This is a genomic window from Microbacterium endophyticum (assembly GCF_011047135.1).
Taxonomy (GTDB): Bacteria; Actinomycetota; Actinomycetes; order Actinomycetales; family Microbacteriaceae; genus Microbacterium; species Microbacterium endophyticum.
Genome location: NZ_CP049255.1, coordinates 1,938,247 through 1,963,720, shown reverse-complemented (window position 1 = coordinate 1,963,720; position 25,474 = coordinate 1,938,247). Strand labels below are relative to the sequence as shown.

The 25,474-nt window shown below is 62.9% G+C and carries 24 protein-coding genes; 14 read left to right on the top strand and 10 right to left on the bottom strand.

What is annotated here, in order from left to right; translation table 11 throughout:
- The first annotated feature begins 32 nt into the window (after window positions 1-32).
- Window positions 33-1,472: a TrkH family potassium uptake protein gene (locus G6N83_RS09150; RefSeq protein ID WP_165141390.1), complete on the top strand. Its 1,440-nt coding sequence runs from the start codon at window positions 33-35 to the stop codon at window positions 1,470-1,472.
- Complete coding sequence (locus tag G6N83_RS09145; RefSeq protein ID WP_165141388.1) at window positions 1,465-2,136, top strand: potassium channel family protein; 672 nt, start codon at window positions 1,465-1,467, stop codon at window positions 2,134-2,136. The genes G6N83_RS09150 and G6N83_RS09145 overlap by 8 nt, the downstream gene beginning before the upstream one ends.
- Window positions 2,137-2,146: 10 nt before the next feature.
- Here the strand turns inward: G6N83_RS09145 and proC are convergent, their stop codons facing one another.
- On the bottom strand, window positions 2,147-2,992 hold the full coding sequence (gene proC, locus G6N83_RS09140; protein ID WP_165141386.1) for a pyrroline-5-carboxylate reductase: 846 nt from the start codon (window positions 2,990-2,992) through the stop codon (window positions 2,147-2,149).
- Window positions 2,993-3,080: 88 nt separating this feature from the next.
- On the opposite strand from proC, the gene G6N83_RS09135 reads away from it, so the two are divergent.
- From G6N83_RS09135 to G6N83_RS09125, 3 genes are all read left to right on the top strand, one after another.
- On the top strand, window positions 3,081-4,043 hold the full coding sequence (locus G6N83_RS09135; protein ID WP_165141384.1) for a cation diffusion facilitator family transporter: 963 nt from the start codon (window positions 3,081-3,083) through the stop codon (window positions 4,041-4,043).
- A gap of 11 nt (window positions 4,044-4,054) precedes the next feature.
- Window positions 4,055-4,984: an LLM class F420-dependent oxidoreductase gene (locus tag G6N83_RS09130; RefSeq protein ID WP_165141382.1), complete on the top strand. Its 930-nt coding sequence runs from the start codon at window positions 4,055-4,057 to the stop codon at window positions 4,982-4,984.
- A 127-nt stretch (window positions 4,985-5,111) separates the two neighbouring features.
- Window positions 5,112-6,635 (top strand): SulP family inorganic anion transporter, encoded by a 1,524-nt coding sequence (locus G6N83_RS09125; RefSeq protein ID WP_165141380.1) that lies wholly within the window; start codon window positions 5,112-5,114, stop codon window positions 6,633-6,635.
- Between the two features lie 8 nt (window positions 6,636-6,643).
- Here the strand turns inward: G6N83_RS09125 and G6N83_RS09120 are convergent, their stop codons facing one another.
- Window positions 6,644-7,075: a nucleoside deaminase gene (locus tag G6N83_RS09120; RefSeq protein WP_165143348.1), complete on the bottom strand. Its 432-nt coding sequence runs from the start codon at window positions 7,073-7,075 to the stop codon at window positions 6,644-6,646.
- Between the two features lie 70 nt (window positions 7,076-7,145).
- Between G6N83_RS09120 and upp the strand changes: the two genes are divergently transcribed.
- The gene (gene upp, locus G6N83_RS09115; protein WP_165141378.1) at window positions 7,146-7,778 is read left to right on the top strand and encodes a uracil phosphoribosyltransferase; all 633 of its coding nucleotides are present in this window, start codon (window positions 7,146-7,148) and stop codon (window positions 7,776-7,778) included.
- A 12-nt stretch (window positions 7,779-7,790) separates the two neighbouring features.
- Here the strand turns inward: upp and G6N83_RS09110 are convergent, their stop codons facing one another.
- Window positions 7,791-11,339: a TM0106 family RecB-like putative nuclease gene (locus tag G6N83_RS09110; protein ID WP_165141376.1), complete on the bottom strand. Its 3,549-nt coding sequence runs from the start codon at window positions 11,337-11,339 to the stop codon at window positions 7,791-7,793.
- Window positions 11,340-11,407: 68 nt separating this feature from the next.
- Between G6N83_RS09110 and G6N83_RS09105 the strand changes: the two genes are divergently transcribed.
- Window positions 11,408-13,474, top strand: a complete 2,067-nt coding sequence (locus tag G6N83_RS09105; RefSeq protein ID WP_165141374.1) for an NAD(+) synthase — start codon at window positions 11,408-11,410, stop codon at window positions 13,472-13,474.
- Window positions 13,475-13,480: 6 nt separating this feature from the next.
- On the opposite strand, the gene G6N83_RS09100 is transcribed toward G6N83_RS09105, so the two are convergent.
- The gene (locus tag G6N83_RS09100; RefSeq protein ID WP_165141372.1) at window positions 13,481-14,059 is read right to left on the bottom strand and encodes a hypothetical protein; all 579 of its coding nucleotides are present in this window, start codon (window positions 14,057-14,059) and stop codon (window positions 13,481-13,483) included.
- A gap of 166 nt (window positions 14,060-14,225) precedes the next feature.
- Between G6N83_RS09100 and G6N83_RS09095 the strand changes: the two genes are divergently transcribed.
- The 3 genes from G6N83_RS09095 to G6N83_RS09090 are packed head-to-tail and all read left to right on the top strand — an operon-like array spanning window position 14,226 to window position 15,886.
- On the top strand, window positions 14,226-15,176 hold the full coding sequence (locus G6N83_RS09095; RefSeq protein ID WP_165141370.1) for an aldo/keto reductase: 951 nt from the start codon (window positions 14,226-14,228) through the stop codon (window positions 15,174-15,176).
- Window positions 15,177-15,198: 22 nt separating this feature from the next.
- The gene (locus tag G6N83_RS13930; protein ID WP_260149088.1) at window positions 15,199-15,327 is read left to right on the top strand and encodes a hypothetical protein; all 129 of its coding nucleotides are present in this window, start codon (window positions 15,199-15,201) and stop codon (window positions 15,325-15,327) included.
- A 1-nt stretch (window position 15,328) separates the two neighbouring features.
- A complete protein-coding gene (locus tag G6N83_RS09090) occupies window positions 15,329-15,886 on the top strand; it encodes a phosphorylase family protein (RefSeq protein WP_165141368.1) in 558 nt (185 codons plus the stop codon).
- On the opposite strand, the gene G6N83_RS09085 is transcribed toward G6N83_RS09090, so the two are convergent.
- From G6N83_RS09085 to G6N83_RS09070, 4 genes are read right to left on the bottom strand one after another with little or no spacing between them, the layout of a single operon-like run.
- On the bottom strand, window positions 15,883-17,394 hold the full coding sequence (locus G6N83_RS09085; protein WP_165141366.1) for an MFS transporter: 1,512 nt from the start codon (window positions 17,392-17,394) through the stop codon (window positions 15,883-15,885). The two genes, G6N83_RS09090 and G6N83_RS09085, sit on opposite strands and share 4 nt — an antisense overlap.
- Before the next feature lie 4 nt (window positions 17,395-17,398).
- Complete coding sequence (locus G6N83_RS09080; RefSeq protein ID WP_165141364.1) at window positions 17,399-17,584, bottom strand: hypothetical protein; 186 nt, start codon at window positions 17,582-17,584, stop codon at window positions 17,399-17,401.
- 9 nt (window positions 17,585-17,593) lie between these two features.
- On the bottom strand, window positions 17,594-20,593 hold the full coding sequence (locus tag G6N83_RS09075) for an AAA family ATPase (protein WP_165141362.1): 3,000 nt from the start codon (window positions 20,591-20,593) through the stop codon (window positions 17,594-17,596).
- A complete protein-coding gene (locus tag G6N83_RS09070; protein ID WP_165143346.1) occupies window positions 20,590-21,744 on the bottom strand; it encodes an exonuclease SbcCD subunit D in 1,155 nt (384 codons plus the stop codon). The genes G6N83_RS09075 and G6N83_RS09070 overlap by 4 nt, the downstream gene beginning before the upstream one ends.
- A 101-nt stretch (window positions 21,745-21,845) precedes the next feature.
- Between G6N83_RS09070 and G6N83_RS09065 the strand changes: the two genes are divergently transcribed.
- Window positions 21,846-22,337: an 8-oxo-dGTP diphosphatase gene (locus G6N83_RS09065; protein WP_165141360.1), complete on the top strand. Its 492-nt coding sequence runs from the start codon at window positions 21,846-21,848 to the stop codon at window positions 22,335-22,337.
- 6 nt (window positions 22,338-22,343) lie between these two features.
- On the opposite strand, the gene G6N83_RS09060 is transcribed toward G6N83_RS09065, so the two are convergent.
- Complete coding sequence (locus G6N83_RS09060; protein ID WP_165141358.1) at window positions 22,344-22,583, bottom strand: hypothetical protein; 240 nt, start codon at window positions 22,581-22,583, stop codon at window positions 22,344-22,346.
- A 111-nt stretch (window positions 22,584-22,694) separates the two neighbouring features.
- Window positions 22,695-22,994, bottom strand: coding sequence for a GNAT family N-acetyltransferase (locus tag G6N83_RS09055; protein ID WP_165143344.1), 300 nt, complete (start codon window positions 22,992-22,994; stop codon window positions 22,695-22,697).
- Between the two features lie 432 nt (window positions 22,995-23,426).
- On the opposite strand from G6N83_RS09055, the gene G6N83_RS09050 reads away from it, so the two are divergent.
- From G6N83_RS09050 to G6N83_RS09040, 3 genes are read left to right on the top strand one after another with little or no spacing between them, the layout of a single operon-like run.
- Window positions 23,427-24,155, top strand: coding sequence for a winged helix-turn-helix domain-containing protein (locus G6N83_RS09050; protein WP_165141356.1), 729 nt, complete (start codon window positions 23,427-23,429; stop codon window positions 24,153-24,155).
- 50 nt (window positions 24,156-24,205) lie between these two features.
- Window positions 24,206-25,150, top strand: coding sequence for a DNA-3-methyladenine glycosylase family protein (locus G6N83_RS09045; RefSeq protein ID WP_165141354.1), 945 nt, complete (start codon window positions 24,206-24,208; stop codon window positions 25,148-25,150).
- Window positions 25,151-25,173: 23 nt separating this feature from the next.
- Window positions 25,174-25,398, top strand: a complete 225-nt coding sequence (locus G6N83_RS09040; protein WP_165141352.1) for a hypothetical protein — start codon at window positions 25,174-25,176, stop codon at window positions 25,396-25,398.
- Window positions 25,399-25,474: the final 76 nt, after the last annotated feature.

The window sequence follows — 25,474 nt, the reverse complement described above, 5'->3', positions numbered from 1 at the left end:
GCCGGAGATCGAACAGCGAAAGGAGAACTCGTATGGCGGGTAATCCGACCCCTGCGCGCACATCCGGATGGCGTTTGCAGTTTCGACGAGTCGGCCATTTCGCTCGCGGATTCGCGACGTCTTCTCCCGCTCGATTTGCGATCCTCGTTTTCGTCACACTCGTACTGATCTTCACATTTCTCCTGTCTCTTCCTACCGCATCCGCCAATGGGCGCGGCACTCACATCGCCGACGCTCTCTTCACCGCTGTATCGACAATCTGCGTTACTGGCCTCACCACAGTTGACATGGCGACGCAGTGGTCGCCGTTTGGCCGAACGATCATCTTCCTCGGCGTCAACATCGGCGGAATGGGCGTACTCACACTCGCGTCAATCCTCGGTCTTGTGATTTCAAAACGTCTAGGGCTGCGGGCGAAGCTCATTGCAGCGGGCGACAGCAACCCGCTGCGCGCACACGGGGGGCCCATCAACGAAGGGCAAACAGTACGACTCGGTGAAGTTGGTCAGCTTCTTCGCACGGTGGCCCTGTCGACGCTGATCATCGAAGCGGTCGTTGCGCTCATGCTCTATCCCGCACTCGTGATGGCAGGCATAGATCCGGTCTCGGCGCTCTGGGAAGCGCCGTGGTATGCGGCGATGTCGTTCACGAATACGGGTTTCACCCCCAATCCCGGTGGGCTTACACCTTTCGCCGACGACTACTTTCTCCTCACAGTTCTGATGTTCAGCGTCTTCCTCGGTAGCGTCGGTTTTCCCGTGCTTTATACGCTGTCGCGGCACTACTGGCACGTGTCGCGGTGGTCACTCCACGCCAAGCTCACGCTCATCACCACATCGATTCTCTTCGTGGCCGGTGCATTTGCCTTTCTCGCGCTCGAATTCAACAATCCGCGAACGTTCGGCGGAATGGATGCGTGGGACACCACCTTCCAAGCTTTCTTCCTCTCTGCGATGACCCGATCGGGCGGGTTCTCTGTCGTGAACGTCGGAGAACTACACGGCTCATCGCTCGTGGTCGGATCGATGCTGATGTTCGTGGGCGGCGGGTCCGCCTCGACCGCGGGCGGAATCAAAGTCACGACCCTTGCGGTCTTGGCGCTCGCCGTCTTTTCCGAAGCGCGCGGTCGCCAGTCGGTAGAGGCATTCGGTCGCCGCATCCCGAGCGACGTGCAGCGTGTCGCCCTCTCCGTCGTCGCTTGGGGAGCAACGATCGTGTCACTCGCGACGATCATCATCGCTCAGATCACGATGGCGCCGATCGCCGAGGTGCTCTTCGACGTGATCTCAGCGTTCGGCACCGTTGGCCTATCGACCGGACTCACCGAAACTCTGCCCGATCCCGCGATCTATGTCATGGCCCTGACGATCTTCATGGGGCGCATTGGTACAGTGACACTCGCTGCAGCAGTTGCAGCATCCTCGCGTTCGCAGTTGTACTCTTTGCCCGTCGAAAGGCCAATCGTTGGTTGAACAGATCCGCAGCGATGCGCCCGTTCTTGTCGTGGGCCTCGGCCGCTTCGGCGCGGCGTGCGCCGGCGAGCTCGATCGCCTCGACCGAGACGTGCTCGCGATCGACGGCAACCTTGATCTCGTCCAGAAGTGGTCAGAGCGCGTGACGCACACGGTCCAAGCTGATGCCCGCAATATCGAGGCACTCAAGCAGATCGGTGCACAGGACTTCCAGGTCGCGGTCGTGGCCGTCGGATCATCGATCGAGGCATCCGTTCTCATCACAGCGAACCTCGTCGACTTGAAGGTTCCCCAGATCTGGGCCAAAGCCGTGTCGCAGTCACACGGAAAAATCCTTGCCCGCGTCGGCGCGAATCACGTGATCTACCCTGAGCGTGAAGCCGGCGAGCGTGTCGCCCACCTTGTGAGCGGACGAATGCTCGACTTCATCCGGTTTGACGATGATTTCGTACTCGCGAAGATGTACCCACCGAAATTCATCCGCGGTGTGGGGCTCAACGAGTCAGGTGTGCGCACGAAGTATCACGTGACGGTCGTTGGTGTTAAAAGCCCAGGGCGCCCCTTCCGCTACGCCGAGGCCGACACGGTCGTGACCAACCACGACCTCATCATCGTGTCGGGAACGAACAGCGACATCGAACGATTCTCATCGCTCGATCGCTGAGCGCTTCACGCTAGCCAGCAGCGAGCTCTTTCGCCCGCGCGAGCGCCGCGTCGGTTGCCGCGCTGAACGTCGCCTCGAGGTCGGCTTTCTGCAGCACCGCGACAGCACGTTCTGTCGTCCCCTTCGGGCTCGTGACTTTGCGGCGGAGTTCAGCCGGCCCATCGCTCGACGCGTCCAGCAGGGCCGTGGCACCGGAGAAGGTTCCTTCGACCATCAGACGAGCCTGCTCTTCGGTGAAGCCCTTGCCGACGGCGGCTTTTGCGAGTTCCTCGATGAGCAAAAAAACGTAGGCGGGTCCTGATCCAGAAATCGTGGAAAGGGCGTCGATCTGGGACTCGGGAACTTCGATCACCGAGCCAACGGTGTCAAAGAGGGCGTGAACAAGAGCCGTGTCGGTCGCTGTGGCTTTCGTGCCGGAGGCGAGGCCAGTCACACCCTTACCGACAAGCGCGGGGGTGTTCGGCATCGAGCGGAGCACAGCGATGTCGGGGCCAAGAATCTTCTCGAAAGTCGCGATCGTCACACCAGCAGCAAGGCTCACCACGATCGTGCCCGGGCGAAGCGAAGCGGCGATTTCGCTCAGGAGGTCAGGCACCATCGCGGGCTTGACGCCGATGAGGACGATGTCTGCTCCCGCCGCCGCACTCTGGTTACCGTCGGGGGTGTTTTCAAGAGCGATGCTCGTAACTCCAGAAAGTGCAGCAAGCTCGGTAGCCTTCGCGAGCGAGCGGTTCGTCACGGTGATGCCACCGATGGCAAGACCGGATGCCACGACCCCCTGCAGGACGGCACCACCCATCGAGCCAGCGCCGAGGATCGCAATGGGCGGCAGCGAGGGCGTGGCATCTGAATTCATGCAGTAATCCTATGGGCGTCGCGCAACTTCACTGGGGTTTTCGCGAGGCGCGCATCCGAGCACGGCACCACGTCAATAGACTCACGGTATGAGTGCTTCGGGCGGCGGCAAGGCGATCATCGCGGCGTTTTCGGCGAACATGGGCATCGCGATTGCCAAGTTCGCAGCATGGTTAGTATCGGGTTCGGCGTCGATGCTCGCAGAGGGTATCCACTCTCTCGCAGACTCGGGTAACCAGCTGCTTCTGCTGTTCGGCGGAAGACAGGCTAAGAAGGCGGCTGACGAGGACCACCCTTTCGGGTACGGGCGTGAGCGCTACGTGTACGCATTTGTCGTCTCCATCATCCTGTTTTCCGTCGGCGGCCTCTTCTCGATCTATGAAGGCGTCGAAAAGCTCACCAATCCGCACGAGCTCGAGAACGCGTGGGTTCCCATCACCGTGCTCGTCATCGCAATGGCGCTCGAGTCCTACTCGCTGCGGACCGCCGTGAAAGAGTCGAACCACGTACGCACCAAGGGGCAATCGTGGGTCTCGTTCGTGCGTCACGCCAAAGCGCCCGAACTCCCCGTCGTACTTCTCGAAGACGTCGCGGCGCTCACGGGTCTCGTCTTCGCGCTGCTCGGAATCAGCCTGACGGTCATCACCGGCAATTCGACATTCGATGCCGTGGGAACCCTGATGATCGGCACGCTGTTGGTGCTCGTCGCCATCGTGCTCGGCATCGAAACAAAAAGCTTGCTCGTCGGCGAAGGAGCAACAGCGGCTGACCGCGAACGGATTGTTGCCGCCATCAACTCGAGCCCCGAAATCAAAAAGCTCATCCACCTCAAAACGCTTTACCTCGGTCCAGACGAATTGATGGTCGCCGCGAAAATCGGATTCGCCTCCGACAAGACGCTAGGAATCGTCGCCTCCGACATCAATGCCGTTGAAAGTCGCATCCGCGAGGCCGTGCCGATTGCACGCGTGATCTACATCGAGCCCGACATCTATCGCAATACCGCCGCTAACCCGCCCACCGAGGCGATCGTCATCCGTTCTGCCGACTAACCGGAGCCCCCATGGAGTACTGCCTTTTCGTCGAGCCTCAAGAGGGGTTCTCCTACGATGACCAGCTCGCCTTCGCGCAGGCAACCGAAGCGCACGGTTTCGACGGATTCTTCCGCTCCGACCACTACATGCGCATGGCTCCGGGCTCTCCACTGCCGGGTCCGACGGATGCCTGGACAACCCTTGCGGGTCTCGCACGAGAAACCTCTCGCATTCGCCTCGGCACACTCGTGTCATCGGTGACATATCGAACGCCCGGCGTGTTCGCAGTACAGGTCGCGCAGGTCGATGCAATGTCGGGAGGGCGCATCGAGATGGGGCTCGGCACCGGATGGTTCGAGGCGGAGCACCGGGCCTACGGCATCCCGTTTCCGGAACGTCGCTTCGCGCTTCTTGAAGAGCAGCTCGAAGTGATCACGGGGCTCTGGGAAACCCCGGTCGGCGAGAAGTACACCTTCGAGGGTGCGCACTATGCGCTGACCGATTCACCGGCACTGCCGAAGCCCGCGCAACAGCGCGTGCCCATCATCGTTGGCGGCGGCGGAAAGTCACGCACGCCCGCTATCGCTGCGCGGTTTGCCACAGAGTTCAACATCGGTTTTGCGTCTGAACCTGTCATTGCCGAGAAATTCGCGGGTGTTCGTGCCGCGTGTGAGCGTATCGGCCGCGATCCAAGATATCTCAAACTCTCCGTCGCGTTGCCGACTCTTGCCGGTGGATCTGAGACCGACATCGAACGTCGCGCTGCGGCGGTCGGCCAAGACCTCACCGAGTTTCGGGGCGATGTCAACATCGTCGGCGGCGTCGATGAGATCACCGCGAAGGTAGAGCGTCTTCGCGATCTGGGCGCTCAGCGGGTCTATTTTCAGCTGATGGACATGCGCGACCTCGACCAGGTCGCGTACCTCGGTGGCGAGGTTCTCCCCGCGCTCCCCAGGTAGCCCCGGAACCGATCAAGGCGAGCGGTGGGTAGACTCGGGCATCGCGCGAGCGGATTCCTTCCCCTGTCGAAACGATCGACGCAGCGCACAAATTGGCCACAGCACCTGGCCATGTTCTTGGAGCGTCATGACTGCCATCACCCCAGCCCCGGATAGTGCGCTGCGCTATCGCATCGAGCCGACGGTGTTTCAAGCACTGAAGAGCCCCCGACTACTGACAAGAGAAGTGCTCGCGGGCCTTGTCGTGGCCCTGGCACTGATTCCGGAAGCCATCGCGTTCTCGATCATCGCGGGCGTCGACCCACGTGTGGGTCTCTTCTCGTCGTTCGTCATGGCGGTAGCCATCTCGTTCCTTGGCGGTCGACCTGCAATGATCACGGCAGCCACCGGCGCCGTGGCGCTCGTGATCGCGCCGGTTGTCGCGAACTACGGCATGGACTATCTGATTGCGACCGTGCTTTTGGGTGGCCTCATTCAGATCGTGCTCGCACTCCTCGGCGTCGCGAAACTCATGCGCTTCATTCCCCGATCTGTCATGGTCGGCTTCGTCAACGCACTTGCAATCCTGATCTTCTCGTCGCAAGTCCCACAGCTCATCGGCGTGCCCTGGCTCGTCTACCCCCTCGTTGTCGTCGGGCTGCTCGTGATGTACGTGATGCCACGATTCACGAAGGTCGTACCGGCGCCGCTCGTCGCCATCGTGCTGCTGACAGGTGCCGTGGTTGTGCTCGGAATCAACGTTCCGAACGTCGGCAGCCAGGGCGAGCTACCCGACAGCCTTCCAAGCCTGTTTATCCCGAACGTGCCCTTCACCTGGGAAACTCTTCGCATCATCGCGCCCTATGCGCTCGCGATGGCGGCGGTCGGCCTTCTCGAGTCACTCATGACGGCGAAGCTGGTCGATGACCTCACCGACACGCACTCCCGCAAGACCCGCGAGGCTTTCGGGCAGGGCGCAGCCAACATCCTGTCCGGCGCGTTCGGTGGCATGGGTGGCTGCGCGATGATCGGCCAGACCATGATCAATGTGAAGGCGTCGGGTGCGCGTACCCGAATTTCCACCTTCCTCGCCGGAGTGTTTCTGCTCGTACTGGTGCTCGCTCTCGGCGACGTCGTAGCAATCATTCCCATGGCCGCCCTCGTGGCGGTGATGATCGTCGTGTCGGTGGGCACGTTCAATTGGCACAGCGTCCGCCCCGCGACTCTCCGCCGGATGCCGATCAGCGAGACGATCGTCATGGTGATCACCGTCGCCGCAACAGTGTGGACCCACAACCTTGCTATCGGCGTCGCGCTCGGTGTCCTCGCCGCGATGGTGCTGTTCGCTCGACGTGTCGCTCACCTGGTCTCGGTGACCCGGACGCTGCCGCAGGACGAGAATGTTCCCACCGCCGTGTACACGGTCAAAGGTGAACTGTTTTTCGCCTCCAGCAACGACCTCACGACCCAGTTCGCATACGCGGAAGATCCCGAACGTGTCGTGATCGACATGTCGGGCTCACACATTTGGGATGCCTCAACGGTCGCCGCCCTCGACGCTGTCGTCACGAAGTACGAACACCACGGCAAACGGGTCGTCATCGAGGGCATGAACGACTCAACGTCTGCGTTCCACGACCGACTCAGCGGAAACCTCGGCGAGGGCCACTGAAAAAGTGCCTACCGCTTCGGGGTGAAGAACGCGCGAAGCAGAGCGGATGCCTCGGCCTCGCCGACGCCGGCAATAACTTCGGCCCGCACCGGTAGCCGTCGGTCGCGAACGACGTCGTAGACCGAACCTGCGGCGCCAGCCTTGTCGTCCCACGCCCCGAACACGAGTCGTGACACTCGGGACTGGAGCACAGCACCGGCGCACATCACGCACGGCTCGAGCGTCACGACGAGCGTGCACCCTTCGAGGTTCCACGTGCCGAGCTGTTCCGCTGCACGCCGGAGCGCAACGATCTCAGCGTGAGCGGTGGGGTCGCCGGTGGCCTCACGTTCGTTGCGGCCCTCACCGATGATGCAGCCGGAGGCATCCATCACGACCGCACCTACCGGCACATCGCCCGCGACTGCCGCTTGTTCGGCGAGCGCCAACGCACGCTTCATTGCGGCGCGGTCTTCAGCGGGAGCGGCAATCGTCACGGTTCCAGCGTATGCCGTGCTCTAACCTGGAAACATGCGCTTGCACATCGCCGATCACCCCCTCATCACCCACAAGCTCACGGTGTTGCGCGACAAGCGCACCCCATCACCCGTCTTTCGGCAGCTGACCGAAGAGCTTGTGACGCTTCTCGCCTACGAGGCAACTCGCTCCGTGCGCGTTGAGCCCATCGAGATCGAGACGCCCGTCGTGAAGACAACCGGTGTCGCTCTGAGCACCCCACGGCCGCTGGTCGTGCCGATTCTCCGCGCGGGCCTCGGCATGCTCGAGGGCATGGTCAAGCTCGTACCGACAGCAGAGGTCGGGTTTCTCGGCATGGTGCGAGATGAAGAGACGTTCGAGCCGACAACGTATGCGGAGCGCCTTCCCGATGACCTGAGCGATCGGCAGTGCTTCGTCCTCGACCCGATGCTCGCGACGGGTGGCTCACTCGGTGCCGCAATCGAGTTCCTCTTCAAGCGCGGCGCACAAGAAGTCACAGCGATCTGCCTGCTCGGAGCGCCCGAGGGCGTCGCAGCTATCGAGAAGCAGGTTGCCGGGCGCGATGTCACTCTCGTTCTAGGTTCCCTCGACGAGCGACTCAACGAGAAGGGCTACATCGTGCCCGGGCTCGGCGACGCGGGCGACCGCCTCTACGGCACCGTTTAGGCTCTCTGCGCGTCAACGCGGGTCGTCAGCACCCACGAGACGCGCGAAGCCGCTCAGCCGGGTCACCCCGTCAGGGGTGCGGGGGAAATCATCGAGAACTCCCGGTGAGTAGACCAGGTATGCCGCGTGTTGAGCCCGCGAAATCGCGACATTGAGGCGGTTCTGCAGCAGCAGAAACTCAAGGCCGCGCGGGGCATCCCGACCGCTGGATGCAGCGAGCGAGACGATAGATACGACTGCCTCCTGGCCCTGAAACTTATCAACGGTACCCACGCGCACTTTCGCGAATCCCGCAGCAGCAAGTGCCTCTTCAACCAAGACCTGCTGCGCGTTGTAAGGCGTGACAACGATGATGTCGCGCTCCGCAAGCTCTCTCGGGGCGACAGCAACGATCTCGCCGTCCACAACCGCACTGTCTGCCCACTGACGGCCGAGCAGATCGCCGACGAGCCGCACGACCTCAGCCGCTTCTTGCGGCGACTGAGTCGCATTTCCGGCGTGCGAGACCGCAATGGGGTGAAGCCCCGGCGAGACACCGGCCAACGAGCGCTGCGCCGTCAGTGCGTGCGCTGCCAGTTTGCCGGCGTACGACAGCTGTGAAACAACGGCTGAGACATCCGGATGCATTCGCCAGGTGTGCGCGAGAAAGTAGCCACGGTCGGGGGCGATGACTGCTTCGCCCGCCATGACCCAGCCAAGTGCCGAGGTGTCGACGGGCTGCGGGTGCGTGCCCTGGCTCACTTGCGGGAGCTGCTGCGGATCACCCAACAGCAGCAAACGTGCCGCTGAGACCGAAACAGCGATCGTCGATGCGAGCGAGAACTGACCCGCTTCGTCGATGACCAGTAGGTCAAGCGAGCCGCGCGACACGCGTGCCGGGTGGGCGAGATCCCATGCTGTTCCGCCAATGACGTATCCGCTCGATTCACGCTCAGCAGCGAAAGCCGCCACGCCGTTCTTCGCGATCGGTGTGAAAGTCACCGACTGTGCGGGGTCCTTCAGGGCTTTACCGACCAGGTGCGGCGGCACGCCCGCGGCCACGATCCGATCGAGCATGTGCTCGACGACAGCGTGCGACTGGGCCACAACACCGATGCGGTAGCGGTGCGTGGCGATGAGTTCCGCGATGACATGCGCGCCGACGTATGTCTTACCGGTTCCGGGAGGCCCCTGCACAGCGAGGTAACTGTGATCAAGATCCAGGATGCTCCGCACAATTGCCGAAACGTCGTCCGTGTCGACCGGAGCGAGACTCCCCGAGCGCGTTCGTGGCGGCACGCGGCGCAGGATGTCGGTTGCCGCGTCCTCCGGGAAACCCGGTGCCGCGTCGATCAGACGATCTGCCCACTCATCGATTGCCTTCTGCTGATTACCCGCCGGCGGTGGGGAGGCCGGAGTGATCGCAAGTGGAAGCTCGCTCCAGGTGAACCCATCGATAGCGATCTCCTCGACGACGGCGCCATCGTCGAGGACCTCGAGAATCTTCACGCGGTGATCAACATGCACCCACCGGGGCGAGGCGTGCACGGGAAAGGGTGCTGGCATGGCGTATGCGACCGACGGATTCGATCCTTCGCTCAGCCGCGTGCCCGGCGCGGGTTCGCCATGAAGTTCGAGAATGCGTCGCTCGGCACGCTGGCCGTCACCACGGTGCCAGTCTCGCCGAATCACACATCTGGTCGAGTCGAGAACGACGACGTCACGGGTGTCTTCCCACACCGACACCGGCTCTCGCAACCGCAGAAAATGGGTCGCCCAGAATGTCTTCGCCTCCCGCGGGTAGTAGTCGATCGCCGCGGACCCCAACCGGAGGGCGGCAACGTCGGCTTCGACATCAGCCGGGAGCGCACTGGCCAAGAGTGCGTCGGCCCGCGCCGTCAGGGCGAGTGCTCGCGGGGACGGTTCGTAAAAGGCATCCGTCGGTTCGATATCGACAGAAGGCTGCAGTCCAGCCTCGCGCGCGCGCTCGACCAGCCAGTCGCGGAGCCTTCGGGTGGACACACAGTCGTAGCGGTTGTAGTCGGCGAGATCGTCCAGAATCTCGCGCGAGCCTTCGTCATCACCGTTTTCTGACAGCACCCGAGCTTCGACATATTTGACGATCGAATCGTCGCCACGCTGCACTGTGCTCTCGCGCACCTCTTCGCCCATGTAGAGCGGCTCGAGCTTTTTGATGGAGTACGAGCGCGATCCGACCCGCACCGACCTTTTGACAATGGGATAGAGATCGACGAAGACGCCATCGCGCAGTAGCTTGTCAACGTCGGCTTCGCGCACCCCGTAGCGGGCTGCCATCTGCAATAAATGCGTCGGTTCGTAGGGTGCGTAGTGATAGATGTGCATGGCCGGGTATTCGGCCCGCCGGATCTCGATCAGGTCGAGGAACGTCTCGAGGGCGCGCTTTTCTTCGTCGAAGGAGTGCGCCCACAGTGCCGTGTAGCGCTCGCGAGTATCGACCCACCCGAAGAGGTAGTCGATGCCCCAGAGTGTGGCGTTCTCGGCGGTTGGGTGCTCGGTGTAGAGCGGATCTCCCTCGAAATCGAAGAAGAGATCACCATGGTCCGGGCGCGGGAGCGCCCCGAGTCCGCGCGGAAACACGACCTCGTACGTCGGCACGACAGTTGACGACGCGTTCTCAGCGGCAGGATCGGGCACACCGGCGGGCGAGGCGAGTTGCAGGCGAGCTTGAGTGACAAGGCCACTGAATGTGTCTGGACTCATGCCGTTCGGCGGGTGTTCAGCCGCTGCCAGCTGATCGATGGTCTCGATGCCGGTGGCCCGCAGCCGCTCACGCTGCACGGGACGCATGCCAGCGACCAACAGCAGGTCACGGTGTGCGGTGACTTCGACATCGCAGGTTGCGCAGCGTCCGCACGAGACAACACCGAGCGTGCCGCGCGAGTCGCCCCACGCGATGGGCTCGCCTGCGGCGCCCGCTGGCAGGTCGCGGTCTGCGACCAGGGCCCGTAGGCGTGCACGGCGCAGCGAAAACATCGGGAGCAGATCGGATGCCTCGTGCTCGCTGACGCTCCCGTCTCCGAGCAGCAGTTCCACGCGGTCGGCACGTGGCACACCCAGGGCGTCGAGCTGATCGACATAGGCCGCGAGCTGCATGAGAGCCGTGACTCGCGCCTGCCGGGCAAGCTTCGTGTCTTGCACGACCCAGCGGTCGTCGTCATCGCGCACGAGGAAGTCGGCAAAGCCCACGAAGTCGGGTGTCGAAAACGCGGCCTGATACAGCACTCTCGCGGCGGGGTCGGCGAGCGCTACCCGCGTAGCTTCTGCTGCGGCGGCGAGGCCAGCGGCATCCGTCGAGCGCGTCTCTGGGATCTCGACGACACCCGCACCGTGCGAGTCGCGGTAGTTTTCGAGCACGCGCCGTTCGTGAAGCGTTCCAAGACGAGCGGCGCGTGCCAGCGTCGCATCTTCGGGATCCTCGACGCGCGAAACGCGCTGAAGCTTGGCGTCGATCGCCCGCAGCCATGCGAACTCGCATTCGGCTGACGCCTTGAGGTCGCTCGCGCTCCAGACGATCCGCCGTTCCTGCTCGATGTAACGCATAGCTCCCTTTCGCTTCTTCGACCCTAACCAGCCCCGCCGACATCGCCCCGACCTGGCACACTGGTCGAGTGAGCCAGAAACTGCCGTTCGAAAGCGCCTACCGCCACGGTTTCGCGCGCGTCGCGGCCAGCACGATCCCGATCGCCGTCGCAGACCCGGCGACCAACGCCCGCACCGTGCTGGTTCAGGCCCAGTCATTGCATGATCAATCGGTAGCCGTGGCGGTGTTCCCCGAGCTGTGCCTCAGCGGCTACGCGATCGATGACCTCGTGTTGCAGGATGCCGTGCTCGACGCTGTCGAAGACGCGCTGCTCACGATCGTCACCGCCTCAGAAGAGTTGATGCCGATGCTGATCGTCGGCGCTCCGCTTCGCACCGGAAACCGACTTTCGAACTGTGCTGTCGTCATTCATCGTGGTGAGATTCTCGGTGTCGCTCCCAAGTCGTACCTGCCGACCTATCGCGAATTCTACGAACGCCGCTGGTATGCCGCGGGTGATGAAAGCGCAAGTGACTTCATCCGGATCGGTGGGTTCGATGTGCCGTTCGGATCTGACCTCGTCTTCGAAGCGCTCGATGTGCCGGGGCTCAGCGTGCACGCCGAAGTGTGCGAAGACATGTGGGTACCGGTTCCGCCATCCTCGACCGCAGCTCTCGGCGGCGCAACGATCCTCGCTAATCTTTCGGGCAGCCCGATCACCATCGCGCGGGCAGAAGACCGCCGCCAACTCGTGCAAGCCCAGTCGCTGCGGTGCCTCGCCGCCTATGTCTACGCTGCCGCGGGCTCTGGAGAATCGACCAACGACGTCTCGTGGGATGGCCAAACGATGATCTACGAGGGCGGCACCCTCCTCGCTGAGACCGAGCGGTTCCCCGATGGCCCCCGCACGAGCATCGCCGATGTCGACCTCGATCGCCTTCGCCAGGATCGCTTACGCCAAGGCACGTTCGACGACAATCGCCGGAGCGTCGACCCCCTCGTGCGCACAATCTCTTTTGAACTCCGCCCGCCCACGAAAGACATCGGACTTCGACGCGACGTCGCGCGATTCCCGTTCGTGCCGAGCGACCCGGCGCGTCTCGCCCAGGACTGCTACGAGGCCTTCAATATTCAGGTCTCGGGCCTCGTACAGCGCCTGCAGGCGATCGGAAACCCCAAACCCGTCATCGGCGTGAGCGGCGGTCTCGACTCCACGCACGCGCTCCTCGTCGTCGCGCGCGCAATGGACCGCATGGGGCGAGAGCGAAGTGACATCCTCGCGTACACGATGCCGGGATTTGCCACGAGCGATCACACTCGCTCGAACGCGATCGCGTTGGCTGAAGCAGTCGGGGCCACGATCGAGACGATTGATATTCGCCCCGCCGCAACCGAGATTCTGCGGGGCATCGGCCACCCCGCGGCCACGGGCGAGCCGGTCTACGACGTGACATTCGAAAATGTGCAAGCCGGCATCCGCACCGATTTTCTCTTTCGGCTCGCCAACCGCAACGGTGGCATCGTCATCGGCACATCAGACCTGTCAGAGCTCGCGCTCGGGTGGGCCACGTACGGCGTCGGTGACCACATGAGCCACTACTCCGTGAACACCGGCGTCCCGAAGACGTTGATCCAGCACATCATCCGGTGGGTTATCGCTCACCGGGGCGGCACCGATGGCGCATCCGACCTCAGCGACGATGCCGTGGCTGTTTTGCAGTCGGTACTCGATACCGAGATCAGCCCAGAGCTCGTGCCCGCCGACGCGGACGGCAACGTGCAATCGACCGAAGACAGGATTGGTCCGTATGCACTGCACGACTTCACGCTTTTTCACGTGCTGCGCTATGGATTCCGTCCGTCCAAGATCGCATTCCTCGCCGAACATGCCTGGGCTGATTCAGCAACCGGCTCCTGGCCTCCGGGTTTTCCCGACGACGAGTATGTCGCGTACGACCGCTCCGAGATCGTCGCCTGGTTGCGAGTATTCCTTCGTCGTTACTTCGGCTTTGCGCAGTTCAAACGCAGTGCTCTTCCCAACGGGCCCAAAGTCTCGCCCGCGGGTTCGCTCTCACCGCGCGGCGACTGGCGGGCACCCTCAGACGGCAATCCACGCGTATGGCTGGAAGAATTGGATGCCGCGCTCGATCGCTGAGCTTCGTCAGGCAGCTGGCTGCGCGTAGGCGATTGTGATGAGAAAGCCGTTTCGCGAGACATCAGCAATGTTGTAACGCGCGGGACGATCCGGAATCCAGCCGCGATTGAGGCCCGTATCGAGGCGAACCGCCTCGGGCCGCACGCGCGTCCCGCGGCCATCGGCAGCGATCACGGCCTTCACGTGCACCCAGTGCCGCAAGAAATCAGCCTCGCTTGAACCATCCCAGAGGTGCGAGTGGCGATGCATCTCTTGAGCCTCGAGCTTGTCGAGATGCGAGTCACGCAGGTCGATACCGATAGTGATACCCGGATCGGCCACCGCAACGATTGTCGCTGCACGAAAAGACGTCGTACGAATCTGAAGGGGAAGTTCCGCCCCATCGAGCTCAGCGAACAGTTGCGTGTGATGACCGAAAACTGTGGGGGCCTCCCGCTCGACGCGCACGGTTTTCGCATCGATGCCTAACCGCTCCGACACGAGCTCGCGCGAGAGAACTCGCCGACGATCGTGCTCGCTCACTCGCGGGTCCCACGCAAGACGCGCGTCAATTCCGCTGGGGGTATCGAGAAGTACGGTTTCCATCAGTAATCCCTTCTGGGTAACGACTGTCGTGCTGCGCGATGTCGGGTTCGCCGAATACACCGCGTGGTCCCAGCATCCTCCTTTCCTCGCCGCCGCGTTGCCATCGGCGCCGTGTCAAAAGTCCGGTGCCGAGCCCCCGACGTCGTGACGGATCGATAATGGAGGAATGACGCGTATCGGTGACAGCACCCTCGATGTTCTTCCGCTCTGCCTCGGCGGGAACGTCTTCGGATGGACAGCAGATCGCGACACATCATTTGCCGTGCTCGATGAGTTTCACGCCGGCGGCGGCACTTTCATCGACACCGCAGACGGCTACAGCGCGTGGGCGCCCGGGCACACCGGTGGCGAAAGCGAGAAAATCATCGGCGACTGGCTGCGTAGCCGCACGCCGAAGGATGTCGTTGTCGCCACAAAGGTAGGAACCCACCCTGAGTTCAGAGGGCTCTCCGCGGCCAACATACGTGCGGCTGCAGAAGCCTCATTGACTCGGCTCGGTGTCGACACAATCGACCTGTACTACGCGCACTTCGACGACCCTGAAGTTCCGATGGCAGAGATCGTCGAGGCATTCGGAGCCCTGGTTACCGATGGTCTCGCGCAGAACATCGCGATCTCCAACATGTCTCCAGAGCGCATCCGCGAGTGGATCACTCTCGCGCAATTGACCGGCGCCGCACGTCCGGTCGCTATTCAGCCTCACTACAATCTCGTGCACCGCAATGAGGTAGAAGAGTCGATCATTCCGATCGCCGAAGAGTACGGAATGAGCCTCGTGCCTTACTACGGGCTCGCCTCCGGATTTCTCACGGGAAAGTTCCGTGATCCCAAAACCGCTGATGAGACCCCCCGCGGTCGGTCGTCATCGAAATACATCACCCGACAGGGCCTCAAGGTGATCGACACACTCGAGCGGATCGGCAACGCTCACGATGCGTCGATAGCGACGATCGCGCTGGCCTGGCTTCGCGCACAGCCGACTGTCGCGGCCCCCATCGCGAGCGCCTCACGACCCTCGCAGGTCGCCGACCTGTTGGCCAGCACGACAATCGATCTCACACCCGAGGACATCAGCGACCTCGATGCTGTCTCATCGTGGACACCGTCGGCCGCGTAGCAGACAACGGTAGGATCGCGGGATGACAACTCCCGGGCGAGATCCCAAATCACCATCGCCAGCGCGCATCGGCATCTGGGTCGTCGTTGGCGCCGTCGGCGTCTACATGGTGGCGTCCGGCGTCATCGGCATCCTCAGCGGAGGCAGCTGACGTGAGGCTGCTGGTTGCGGCGATGGATGTCGAAATGGTCGCGTTCAGCGAGCCCATCGAGGGTTTCGACATGCTGGTGACGGGACTCGGAAAGTTGCAGGCGGCGGTGGGCCTCACGAAGGCTCTCAGTGCGCAAACGTACGAAGAAATCGTGGTCGTCGGCACCGCCGGGGCCCTTGACCCAGAGCTTGAGGCATCCGTCTACGAAGTCGTCTCGGCACTACAGCACGATGTCGCAGATCTCGACGGTGTCGTTGGCCAGCACGTCGCGCTGCCGCCTCGGGTCGGGGCATCGGTTGATGGGGTCACGATTGCGACGGGCGACCGTTTCATCGACGATGCGGATGCCGTCACCCACATTCGCGCTCTCGGCGCGAGCCTCGTCGACATGGAGACCTACGCCTACATGTGGACCGCCGAGAACTTCGGGGTCCCCATACGCGTCTTCAAGGCGGTTTCGGATCGCGCTCAAGACGGAGCGACCGAGCTGTGGGACGTCACGGTTACCCGCTGCAGCGGATGGCTGCGCGAGCGCATACGCGTTGAGTACGGCGTCTAGGCGCTCTTCACCGACTTCTTTCCCGCTCTTTTCGCTTCTTTCTTGCTGCGCGAGCTCAAGTCGACAACCGCAATCACGAGCGCAACAGCAATGCAGACCGCGACAGCGATCATGCCGTAGCCGTATGCATCGTGGTAGACGACGATGTCTGCGGCCGAATCGGTTTCGCGATAAATCGTGGCGTAAAAGAGTGCGAGCGCGATAGCGCTTCCGACCGCAGTACCGATGCGCTGCCCGAGCTGACCGACCGAGCCCGCCAACCCGCCCTGCTTCACCGGGATGTCAGCGAGCGTCAGCGTCTGATTTGGCGAGATGACAAGTCCGCCGCCCATACCGCCGAAGAAGAGCGCAGCAGCCATGATGTAAGCCGTCGCCGCTGGTGCAGAAAAGAGCGCTGTCGCGACGAGCGCCGCAACGCACATGAGAACGATCGCCAGTCCCCAAACGACGACGATGCGGCCATACCGGGTGACGAGGCTACCGCCGAGCCATGAGGCAACGGCGCTCGTGAGAGCGAAGCCGATCGAGACCATGCCAGCGAAGACCGGTTCGAGCTTCAGCCCGCCCTGCAAGAACAGGGTCGTGAGCAGGAACATCGCGGGAAGGGCCGAGAAGTAGATCGCCTGCAGCATCGTTCCGTTTCGATACGACGAAATTCGGAACAGGCTGAAGGGAATGAGTGGTACCCGTCCCTGCGCGGCGTACCGGCGCTCCCAGGCGTAGAACGCCCCAGCGAAGAGCACGAAAATCACCAGGAACCACCAGCGACTGGGGTTATCTGTTGGCGAGCCCGTCGTGAAGAGGAACGGCAGCATCAGAGCAACGACAGTGATGCCGAAGAGCACGACGCCGACCGGGTCGAGCTGGAGTTTTCGGTGCGATCGACCTCGAGTGGCGGGAAGCAGCCAGATCGCGAGTGCGATTGCGATGAGTCCGAGCGGGAGATTCATCCAGAAGATCCAACGCCATCCGTCAGTAGCGCCGCCGATCGCGATGAGGAGCCCGCCGATTGTCGGACCGAATGCTGTCGCGACACCGATTGTCGCGCCGAACAAACCGAAGGCACGAGCCCGCTCTTTGCCTTGGAAAAGCTGCTGGATGAGGCCCAAAACCTGCGGCATCTGCGTTCCGGCCGCCATGCCCTGGATAAGCCGAGCAACCAGCAGAGTCGTCGTATCGGGTGCGACAGCACACGCCACACTGGCGAGAGTAAAGACCGAGAGCCCGATGATGAAAAGGCCGCGCCGTGATCGCTGATCGCCGATTCGCCCCATCGGAACGAGAAAGAGTCCGAACGTGAGGACATAACCAGAAACGATCAGCTGCAGCTCTGTCGATCCCGCACCAAGTGCAGACTCGATAGAAGGTAGAGCGACGTTGACCTTGGAAAGGTCAAGGATCGTGATGGCGGCAACGGTCACGCACACCGCAAACGCACGCCATTTTTGCGGGTCAGTCAGCTGAATGTTCTGGGTCGCGGGGTGCGCGGCATCCGTCCTTTTTGCCATGTGTCTAGGAGCGCGAGTCGCCGCGAGCGAACGCCGCACGCAAGAAGAAGAACACGATCACCGCAACGACCGCTACAACGAGGAGCTTGAAGATAATCGCCAACACCGAAAACAGAATGTTGACGAGAAGCCAAGCGATAGCGATTGCGGCGATAACTCCGACGATGGTCCACACAGTGCCTTTATTCACTGTCCTACCCTACGACCGGGAATGACTTGCGTGCCTGATCATGCTTGGCCCTTGCGCGCTCGCGGTGACTATGATCTGCGCGGGAAGCTGCTCCTTCATCGCCTCGACATGGCTGATGACGCCGACGGTTCGTCCTCCGGCTCGCAGTTCATCGAGGGTTCGCATCGCTGTCTCGAGCGTCTCCGCATCAAGCGAACCGAATCCCTCATCGATGAAGAGCGTGTCAAGACGGATGCCTCCCGCTTGTGCGGTAACCACTTCGGCGAGGCCGAGCGCGAGCGCCAGTGACGCCAGAAATGTTTCACCGCCCGACAGCGACTGCGGCGGTCGAGCCTGACCGGTGTGCGCATCGAGAACTTCGAGGCCGAGTCCCGAGGCGGCGTTCCGACGCGCGAGAGCATCGGTGTGCTGCAATCGATAGCGGCCCGATGACATCGTCTGCAAGCGCAGATTCGCGGCGATCACGATGTCTTCGAGTTGAGCGGCAAGGACGAAGGCCTCAAGCGTCATCCGGAGCGCGTTGGGTGCACGGCCTGCGACAGTGTTCGCGAGGCGGGAAATCACCGCATGCGCAGCTTCTGCCTCGGCGCGCTCAGCGTGCAGGGCAACGGCGCGGGCCGCGAGCGTACTCATCCGACCCGATACCTCAGTGGCGGTTGCGGCCTCGGCAACAGCCGTTGTCCACAGCGTGATTGCGGCAGCCTCCGCCGCTTCGGCAGCTGGCACGTCGATAGTGAAGTCTGCGGCTGTGGCGAGAACCTCGTCGAGCTCGACAACGCGTTCCGTTTCGCGGCGCAGTACGGAGTCGTACTCAGCAATCGTTGCGGCTAGCCGTTCACGTTCCGCCCGGGGCCGAAGCGCAGCGCTCGCGGCGTCTTCCGAGACGAAGCCTGCTTCAGCGAGAGCGCCATCGCGTTCACTGACGGCACCACCAGCCGCGCGCTCTTGCTCGGCCAGAAAAGCCGTCGTCTCCGCAATGTCTCTCGCGCGTTGTCGGCGCAGCACGAGCGCATCGAGGCGTTCAGCAACAGTTTCGTAGTGCGCTCGCGCAGACTCGACAGTCGCTGCGGCAGTGGCCAGGCGATCAGCCGCACGAGCGATATCGGTCTCAACGTTGACTCGTTCCTCCCGCAGCTCGACGAGTTCGATACTGGCTTTCGAACCCTCAACCTCGGCACTCTCACGCTCATTGTGCGCACGCTCAAGTGCTGCCACCGCTTCTTCGACACGCATAAGTTCGGCCTCGGCCGTTTGAAGAGAGACTGCAAGGTCGTCGACGCCCACACCACCCGCGCGCGCAGACGCTCGGGCGTGTGCGTCACGAGCAGATTTCGCAATGTCGGCGGCACGCTGCTCAGCCTGGTGCGCCTCTGTGCGTCGTTCTTCAGCTGCCGTCACCATGTCGTCGGTCACGGTGTCGCCGGCGGTCGTGTGCGCCGGGTCGGGGTGCACGAGCGAGCCACAGACCGGACAGGGCTCGTTTTCGCTCAGCCTCTCAGCGAGCTCTCCGGCCGCCCCGAGTAGGCGTCGCTGCAAGAGCTCACCAACTGCGCGGCTCGCCTCTTGAGCGACAGCGTTTGCTGCGACGTAATCGCTGTCAGCAGCCTCAACGGCGCCAAGAAGCTGCTGGGCTTCTTGCGCTGCCACAAGTCGGTCGCGGAGCTCTCCGCGCGAGGCTCGCGCAGAGGGCTCAAGCGCTGCGACCTTCACGAGCTCGCCCGCCATCGCCGTGGCCTGGGTGACGCGCTGAGCCGCGGCATCCCGACGAACGATCGCCTTCGCCTCTGCCGCCGCGACAGCGGTGTGCTGGCTCTGGAGCGCGTCTTGCTCAGTGAGAGTGGCCCGAATCTGCTCCTCGGCGGCGCGGGCCTCTTGCGCGAGTGCGATGTCGCCTGTGAGCGCGTCGATGATCTCACGCGCAGCCCGCTCATCGACCGGGTGCTCACCGGCATGAGCCCACGCATCCGCGGCAGTACGCGCGGCAGCGGATGCCAGAACCACCCGCTCCTCGGCATCGCGCGCCTGCGTGAGAAGAGAGCGCAACGGTTCGGCACGCAGAGCGTCGCCGAGTTCGGTGCGCGCCAGCTCAGTGGCCGACGAGCGGCCGCCAAGGTCCGCCAATATGCGCTCAGCGCGCACGCGCTTATCTTGTGCGTCACGCAGCGTGGTGTGGATCTCCCGGTGACGACTTGCCGCGTCTCGTTCGCGCTCCGCCGTTTTTACTTCGTCCGCGCGAGCTGCAGCTCTTTTCTCAGCCTCGACTGCGGCCTGCGTCGCTTTCTCAACTCGTCTCTCGGCGCTCAGCGCCTCGCTTGCCTCGACGATGGGGAGGAGCTGACGTTCCGCGATCACGGATTCGACATCGTTAAGAAGATCTTCGAGCCGCTCTCCGCCGCGCGTCAGCAGCAGTTCCGCGTCTTTTCGATGCTGCTCCAGAATGCGCTCATAGTCCTCGTAGCTCTTCGTTCCGAAGAGCGTGCGAAGCAGCCGCTGCCGCTCGTCGTTCTTCGCGAGCAGAAACCGCGAAAAGCTGCCCTGCGCGAGAAGAATGACCTGCAAAAACTGTTGCTGCGTGAGTCCGAGAATGTCGTCCAGCGCGAGCCCCACGTCTCGCGGCCCTGCTGCACGACCAATCCATGCGCCGTCGACGAGCTCATCGAGTTGAGCCTCCGCCCCCACACGCGTTGTGCCGGTGCCGCGCTTTTTGGGCCGGTCGAACTCGGGCATGCGGCTCACGCGCCAACGAGTCTCACCGACCGTCAACTCCAGAGTTGCTCTGGTCGGGTCTTCTGGCGCGCAGTGATCGCTGCGTACACGTTTGTCACCATTCTCGTAGCGCGGAACCCCGCCATAGAGAGCAAAACACACCCCGTCGAGGATGCTGGATTTTCCTGCCCCCGTGCGGCCAGTGATGAGAAAGATGCCATCGTCTTCGAACGCGTCGAAGTCGACTTCTTGCTGCGACAGAAACGGCCCAAAGCCCACGAGCTCGAGGCGGTGAAGCTTCATCTGCTCGCCTCGGCTGCTGCCTGCTCGCCCAGCGTGTCGCGAAGAATGTCGGTTTCAGCCGTCGAGGCACCTTCACCTTCGCGCACGTGAGCGAGAAACGCATCGATGAGCTCAAGATCGCTTCGTGCGGCACGGACACGCCCCGAGTAGGTCAATTCGCTCTTTTCGCGCGTCACGGCTGGCACGTGAGCGACACTCGCGCACCACGGGAAACGCGCCTGCAGCCGACGCATGGTGTCTGGTTGCGGTGTCGCGTCGGTGTATTCGGCCGCCACCCACGACTGCTCGTCCGTGCTGAATCGAGGACCTTCCAGCAGTTCATCGAGCGGTGCGCGCAGAGTCGTCAGGCGCCGGGGGACGGGCAAGGAAAGCCATTCGACCGAAGTTGCGCCCGCGGCATCCAAATCGATGAGCCACGAGCCTCGGGGTTTGTTGCCTTCGCCAAAGCTGTAGTGCAGCGGTGCCCCCGAGTACCGCACCTTCGGTGATAACTGTTGGCGGCCGTGGATGTGGCCAAGAGCCACATAGTCGACACCATCGAAGGCCGAAAGCGGCACGACGTCGAGGCCGCCCTGTTGAATGTCGCGCTCAACACCGACCGTCGCCTCAACACCGGCCGTGAAACAGTGCGAAATAGCAATAGAGCGGCCGCCGCGCTTTGCGAGATCAGCACGAACGAGATCCATCGCGTGGGTGAGCGCGCGCTCATGCGTGCGCACCTCGACATCTGGCCACAGGTGACGCACGAGCGCCGGCTCGAGAAACGGGATGCCATAGAACTGCACAGGGCCATCAGCGTCTTCGATCGTGATGGGGGAATCGATCAAAGCGGGGTCGGTGCGAACCGCGATCTCTTGCCTCAGGAGGCGCGACTGGAAACCGAGGCGAGCCGCCGAATCATGATTTCCACTCGTCATGACGACGCGCGCCCCGGCATCGGCAAGAGCCGCGAGTGTCTCGGTCAAAAGTTCGTAGCAGGATGCCGCGGGCGCGGCCGAGTCGAACACGTCGCCCGCGACGATCACGACGTCAACGCGCCGCTCTCGCACCTGCTCCACCATTTCGAACAGCACGCCACGAAGCGCTGCAAGAGTCGAGTGCCCGTGGAAGGTGCGCCCGATATGCCAGTCGGAAGTGTGGAGGATGCGCATCATCCCACGGTATGCGGCGACACCGACATTGCTGAGCAGGCGTGCCACAGGCGCCCGAGCCATGCCACACTCCCGTAACAAACCGGGCGTAGCCTGCCTGCATGAACCTGCCCGAAGTGTGCGCTGTCTACATGATGCGCCCTACCGCGACCAGCGGAACCGAGGTGCTGCTCGGTCACAAGCGCACAGGCCTTGGACTCGGTCGCATCGTCGGGATCGGGGGCAAGATCGAGCGGGGTGAAACCGTGCGCGAGGGCGCCGTGCGTGAGGTTCAGGAAGAAACGGGGTTGCTGGTCGAAGCATCCGATCTCGTTGCGGTCGGTGTGCTCGACTACCTCTTTCCTTCACAGCCGACGTGGTCGCAGCGGTCCCACGTTTTCACGTGCACGGCGTGGACCGGCGAACCGGTTGAGACCGACGAGATCGTGCCGAAGTGGTACTCGATCGACGACATTCCATTCGAGCGAATGTGGGATGACGCCTCGCGCTGGCTGCCGGGGATACTACGCGGGAATAGCGGACTCAATGCGATCTTCACATTCGGCGACGATCTGGCGACCGTCGTGAACGAGGCACCTCGCGCCGTGGCGTGAAGCTCTTCAGATTTTGACGCGCTGTGCGAGTTCGGCCAGGAGCTCGTCGGTGAACTCCATACCGCTCTGCTCGAAGCGCTGACGCAGCACGCCCTCGATGCGTTCCAGACTCTTGTCTCCGACGTCGGCACGAGTCTGATCGACGATTCCGTCAATCCTCTCGTCGTCGGTCGCGGTGTGCATGTCCATCACTGGCTCGTCCTGCACGGTGGCTGGATCGACAGCGGGTGTGTCATTGTCGCTCATCGCAGACTCCTGTCATTTCTTCACGCCAGAACCAACCAGCGCAATGCGGTAATACAAGCATGGTCGGCTCAAGAGCGGAGCGCGCACCCTTGACTGGGGCGTATAGCCCGACTATGAGTTTCGGGCCGCTCCGCGAGGAGTAAGGACGCCGGCGCGGTCGGGGTGCGATTCGAACCATTCCGCCACGTACCAGCACACCGGGCTTACGACCCGATCTCCGGATGCCTCGACATCGGCTACCGCGCGTTCGACGATGTCAGCGGCGAATCCCTGTCCACGGAATGTCGGAATGGTGTAAGCCCGTGTCATGGCCAGTGTGCGGCCATCATCGCGGTAGTCGAGAACGCTCACGAGGTCTTCTCCCCGCTTCAGCGTGTAGCGCGACTCATCGCGCTCGTTCGTGAAAGTCATGTTCGTCACCCGGACAGGGTACGCCTCGAATTTCCTGCCTCGGGCCAACTACTCACGCGTTGAGCAGGATGCACGGTTTTTGTCGAGCGCCACACAGGAAACTGATTGATTTGACTCACAGCGACTCGATCGGTCATAATCGCGACATGACTGACTTCGCTCGTTCCCTGTCCGCCCTGGAGGCGAACGGAACAACCGGCATGATGATGCCGGTGCGCGCTGTCCTGTGTTGTCGAATGTGCCGCTGATTCGGTAATCCCCGATGGGCATCCGCGCCTCTTCTGAATGAGGCGTTTAAGCCCCCGAGCATCGAGAGTCCTACGGCTCACGGAGCTTGCACCCGGTCCCCACCCCGGACCGCGAAAGATGACACACACTTGAACCTGTTTCTGGCAGCATCGCCCGGGTTCCTTTTCGCAAGGACACACACTCATGTCGAACACCGCCCTCCTCGAGCGCCCCGCTACTTCCACCCGTCCGAACCTCCGTGTCGTGACGGATTCCGAATCCGCTCCCGCTGCGCACACACCCGCGGCGCCTACCCGCGCTCTGCCCGCAGGAACCGCACCGCGTGGCTTCGCTCTCTACGTCGGCTTCGACGAAGTGAAGGCTGCGGCATCCGGCGTTTCCCTCGGCACCCTCGTTGAGGCTCTGCGACGCACGCTCGGCGAACTCGCTCCCGATGCTGAAACCTACGCGACGGTCGCCCTTGCCCCGGCATCTGCGGGCGGGCGAAATGTCGATGTGGTGCGTCTTGCCCTTCATGAACCAGCTGCGACGGCGCGCGCCAAAGACGAGCCGGAAGAGATCGACGACGACGCGACGACCGGAGTGATCGTCGACATCTCGCGCAAGCGCGTTCTGATCGACGGCAATTCGGCGGCATTCACCTTTAAAGAGTTCGAACTGCTGCAGTACCTGGTTTTGCGTGAAGGCCGCACGATCGAACGGACCGAACTGGTGTCGTCGCTCTGGAGCCAGGGTGACCTCGATGCGCCCGGCGAACGCACCATCGATGTGCACGTGCGGCGACTGCGCGCCAAACTCGGTCGCTACGAGGACATCGTGCGAACAGTTCGCGGCGTTGGATACCGTTTCGACCGTCACGCCGATGTCGTCATTCGCTACGGTCACGGCACGCCGTCGCCCGACCGCTTCTAAGGTCCCGCTGCTCAACACTCGATGTCAGCTGTGCGTCGTAGGGTGATCGCATGAACCGCGACCCGCGGCCCCCGCACGGCGCACCTCTTGAAACGGAGTATCGCCCGCGGCATCCGCTCGATTTCCGGCGAACCGTACTGTTTCTGCGACGCGGGCGGGGCGACCCCACGATGACGGTCGACGGCCCGGTCGTGTGGCGCGCGAGCCGCACACCTGCGGGGCTCGCAACCCTCGCTCTTCGCGAGTCCGGGGCCGGAGTCATCAAGGCCGCAGCCTGGGGAAACGGTGCTGGGTGGGCGCTTGCGCAGTTGCCCGCGCTCTGCGGTGCCGACGATGATAGCGACGGCTTCGATGCCTCACTGCATCCGCTCGTTGCTGACGCTCACCATCAGAATCCTGGGTTGCGCCTTGCACGCACCGAGATTGTCTTCGACGCTCTCGCGTGCGCGATCTTCGAGCAAAAGGTCACCGGGATGCAGGCATTCGGCGCGTGGCGTCGCATTCTCACGTGGTTCGGTGAGCGCGCACCAGGCCCCACCCCACACCCGATGTTCGCTCCCCCAACGATCGAAGGTTGGCGCCATATCCCCTCTTGGGCGTGGCATCGAGCGGGTCTGGAACCGTCTCAATCGCGCACCGTCGTTGCAGCTGCCCGACGAGGCGACGCACTGACACGAGCCACTACAGCCGCGCACACCGGGCCGGAGCGCGATCAAGTACTCACGAGTATCCGCGGCGTGGGGCCGTGGACGTCGGCAGAAACCCGCATTCGGGCGCTCGGCGATACCGATGCGGTGAGCGTGGGCGATTACCACCTTGCCCATGAAGTAGGCAATGCACTCGCCGGCAGCCGGACTGACGACGACGGGATGCTCGAGCTTCTCGCCCCCTGGAGCGGTCAGCGCCAGCGGGTAATTCGCCTCATCGGAGCAAGCGGCGTGCGCGAGCAACGGCGCGGACCAAAGCTCCATCCCGAAGACCACCGCGCCAGATAAGCCCGACCGCGTACGCTGTGACCATGGCAGCTTCAAAAACCGGTTGGCCGCGCGGCCGCTCCATGTGGATCCTTGGAACCGTCGTTCTGATCGTGGGTGGCGCGCTCATCGGCCTCGCGCTGGGCAATCTGTGGATTGGGCTTGTCTTAGGTGCCGTCCTCTCGATCGGCTGGCTCATCGCATACGAATCGTGGCGCGGCCAGAACGTCGGTATCTATGATCGCGACGACAACGGAGCCCAACTCTAGCCTCGGTTTCGCTATACCTGCTCTTGTGCACCGGCGCTCTCAGGAGCACACTGTTTTCGTTGTGACAGTGACAGCA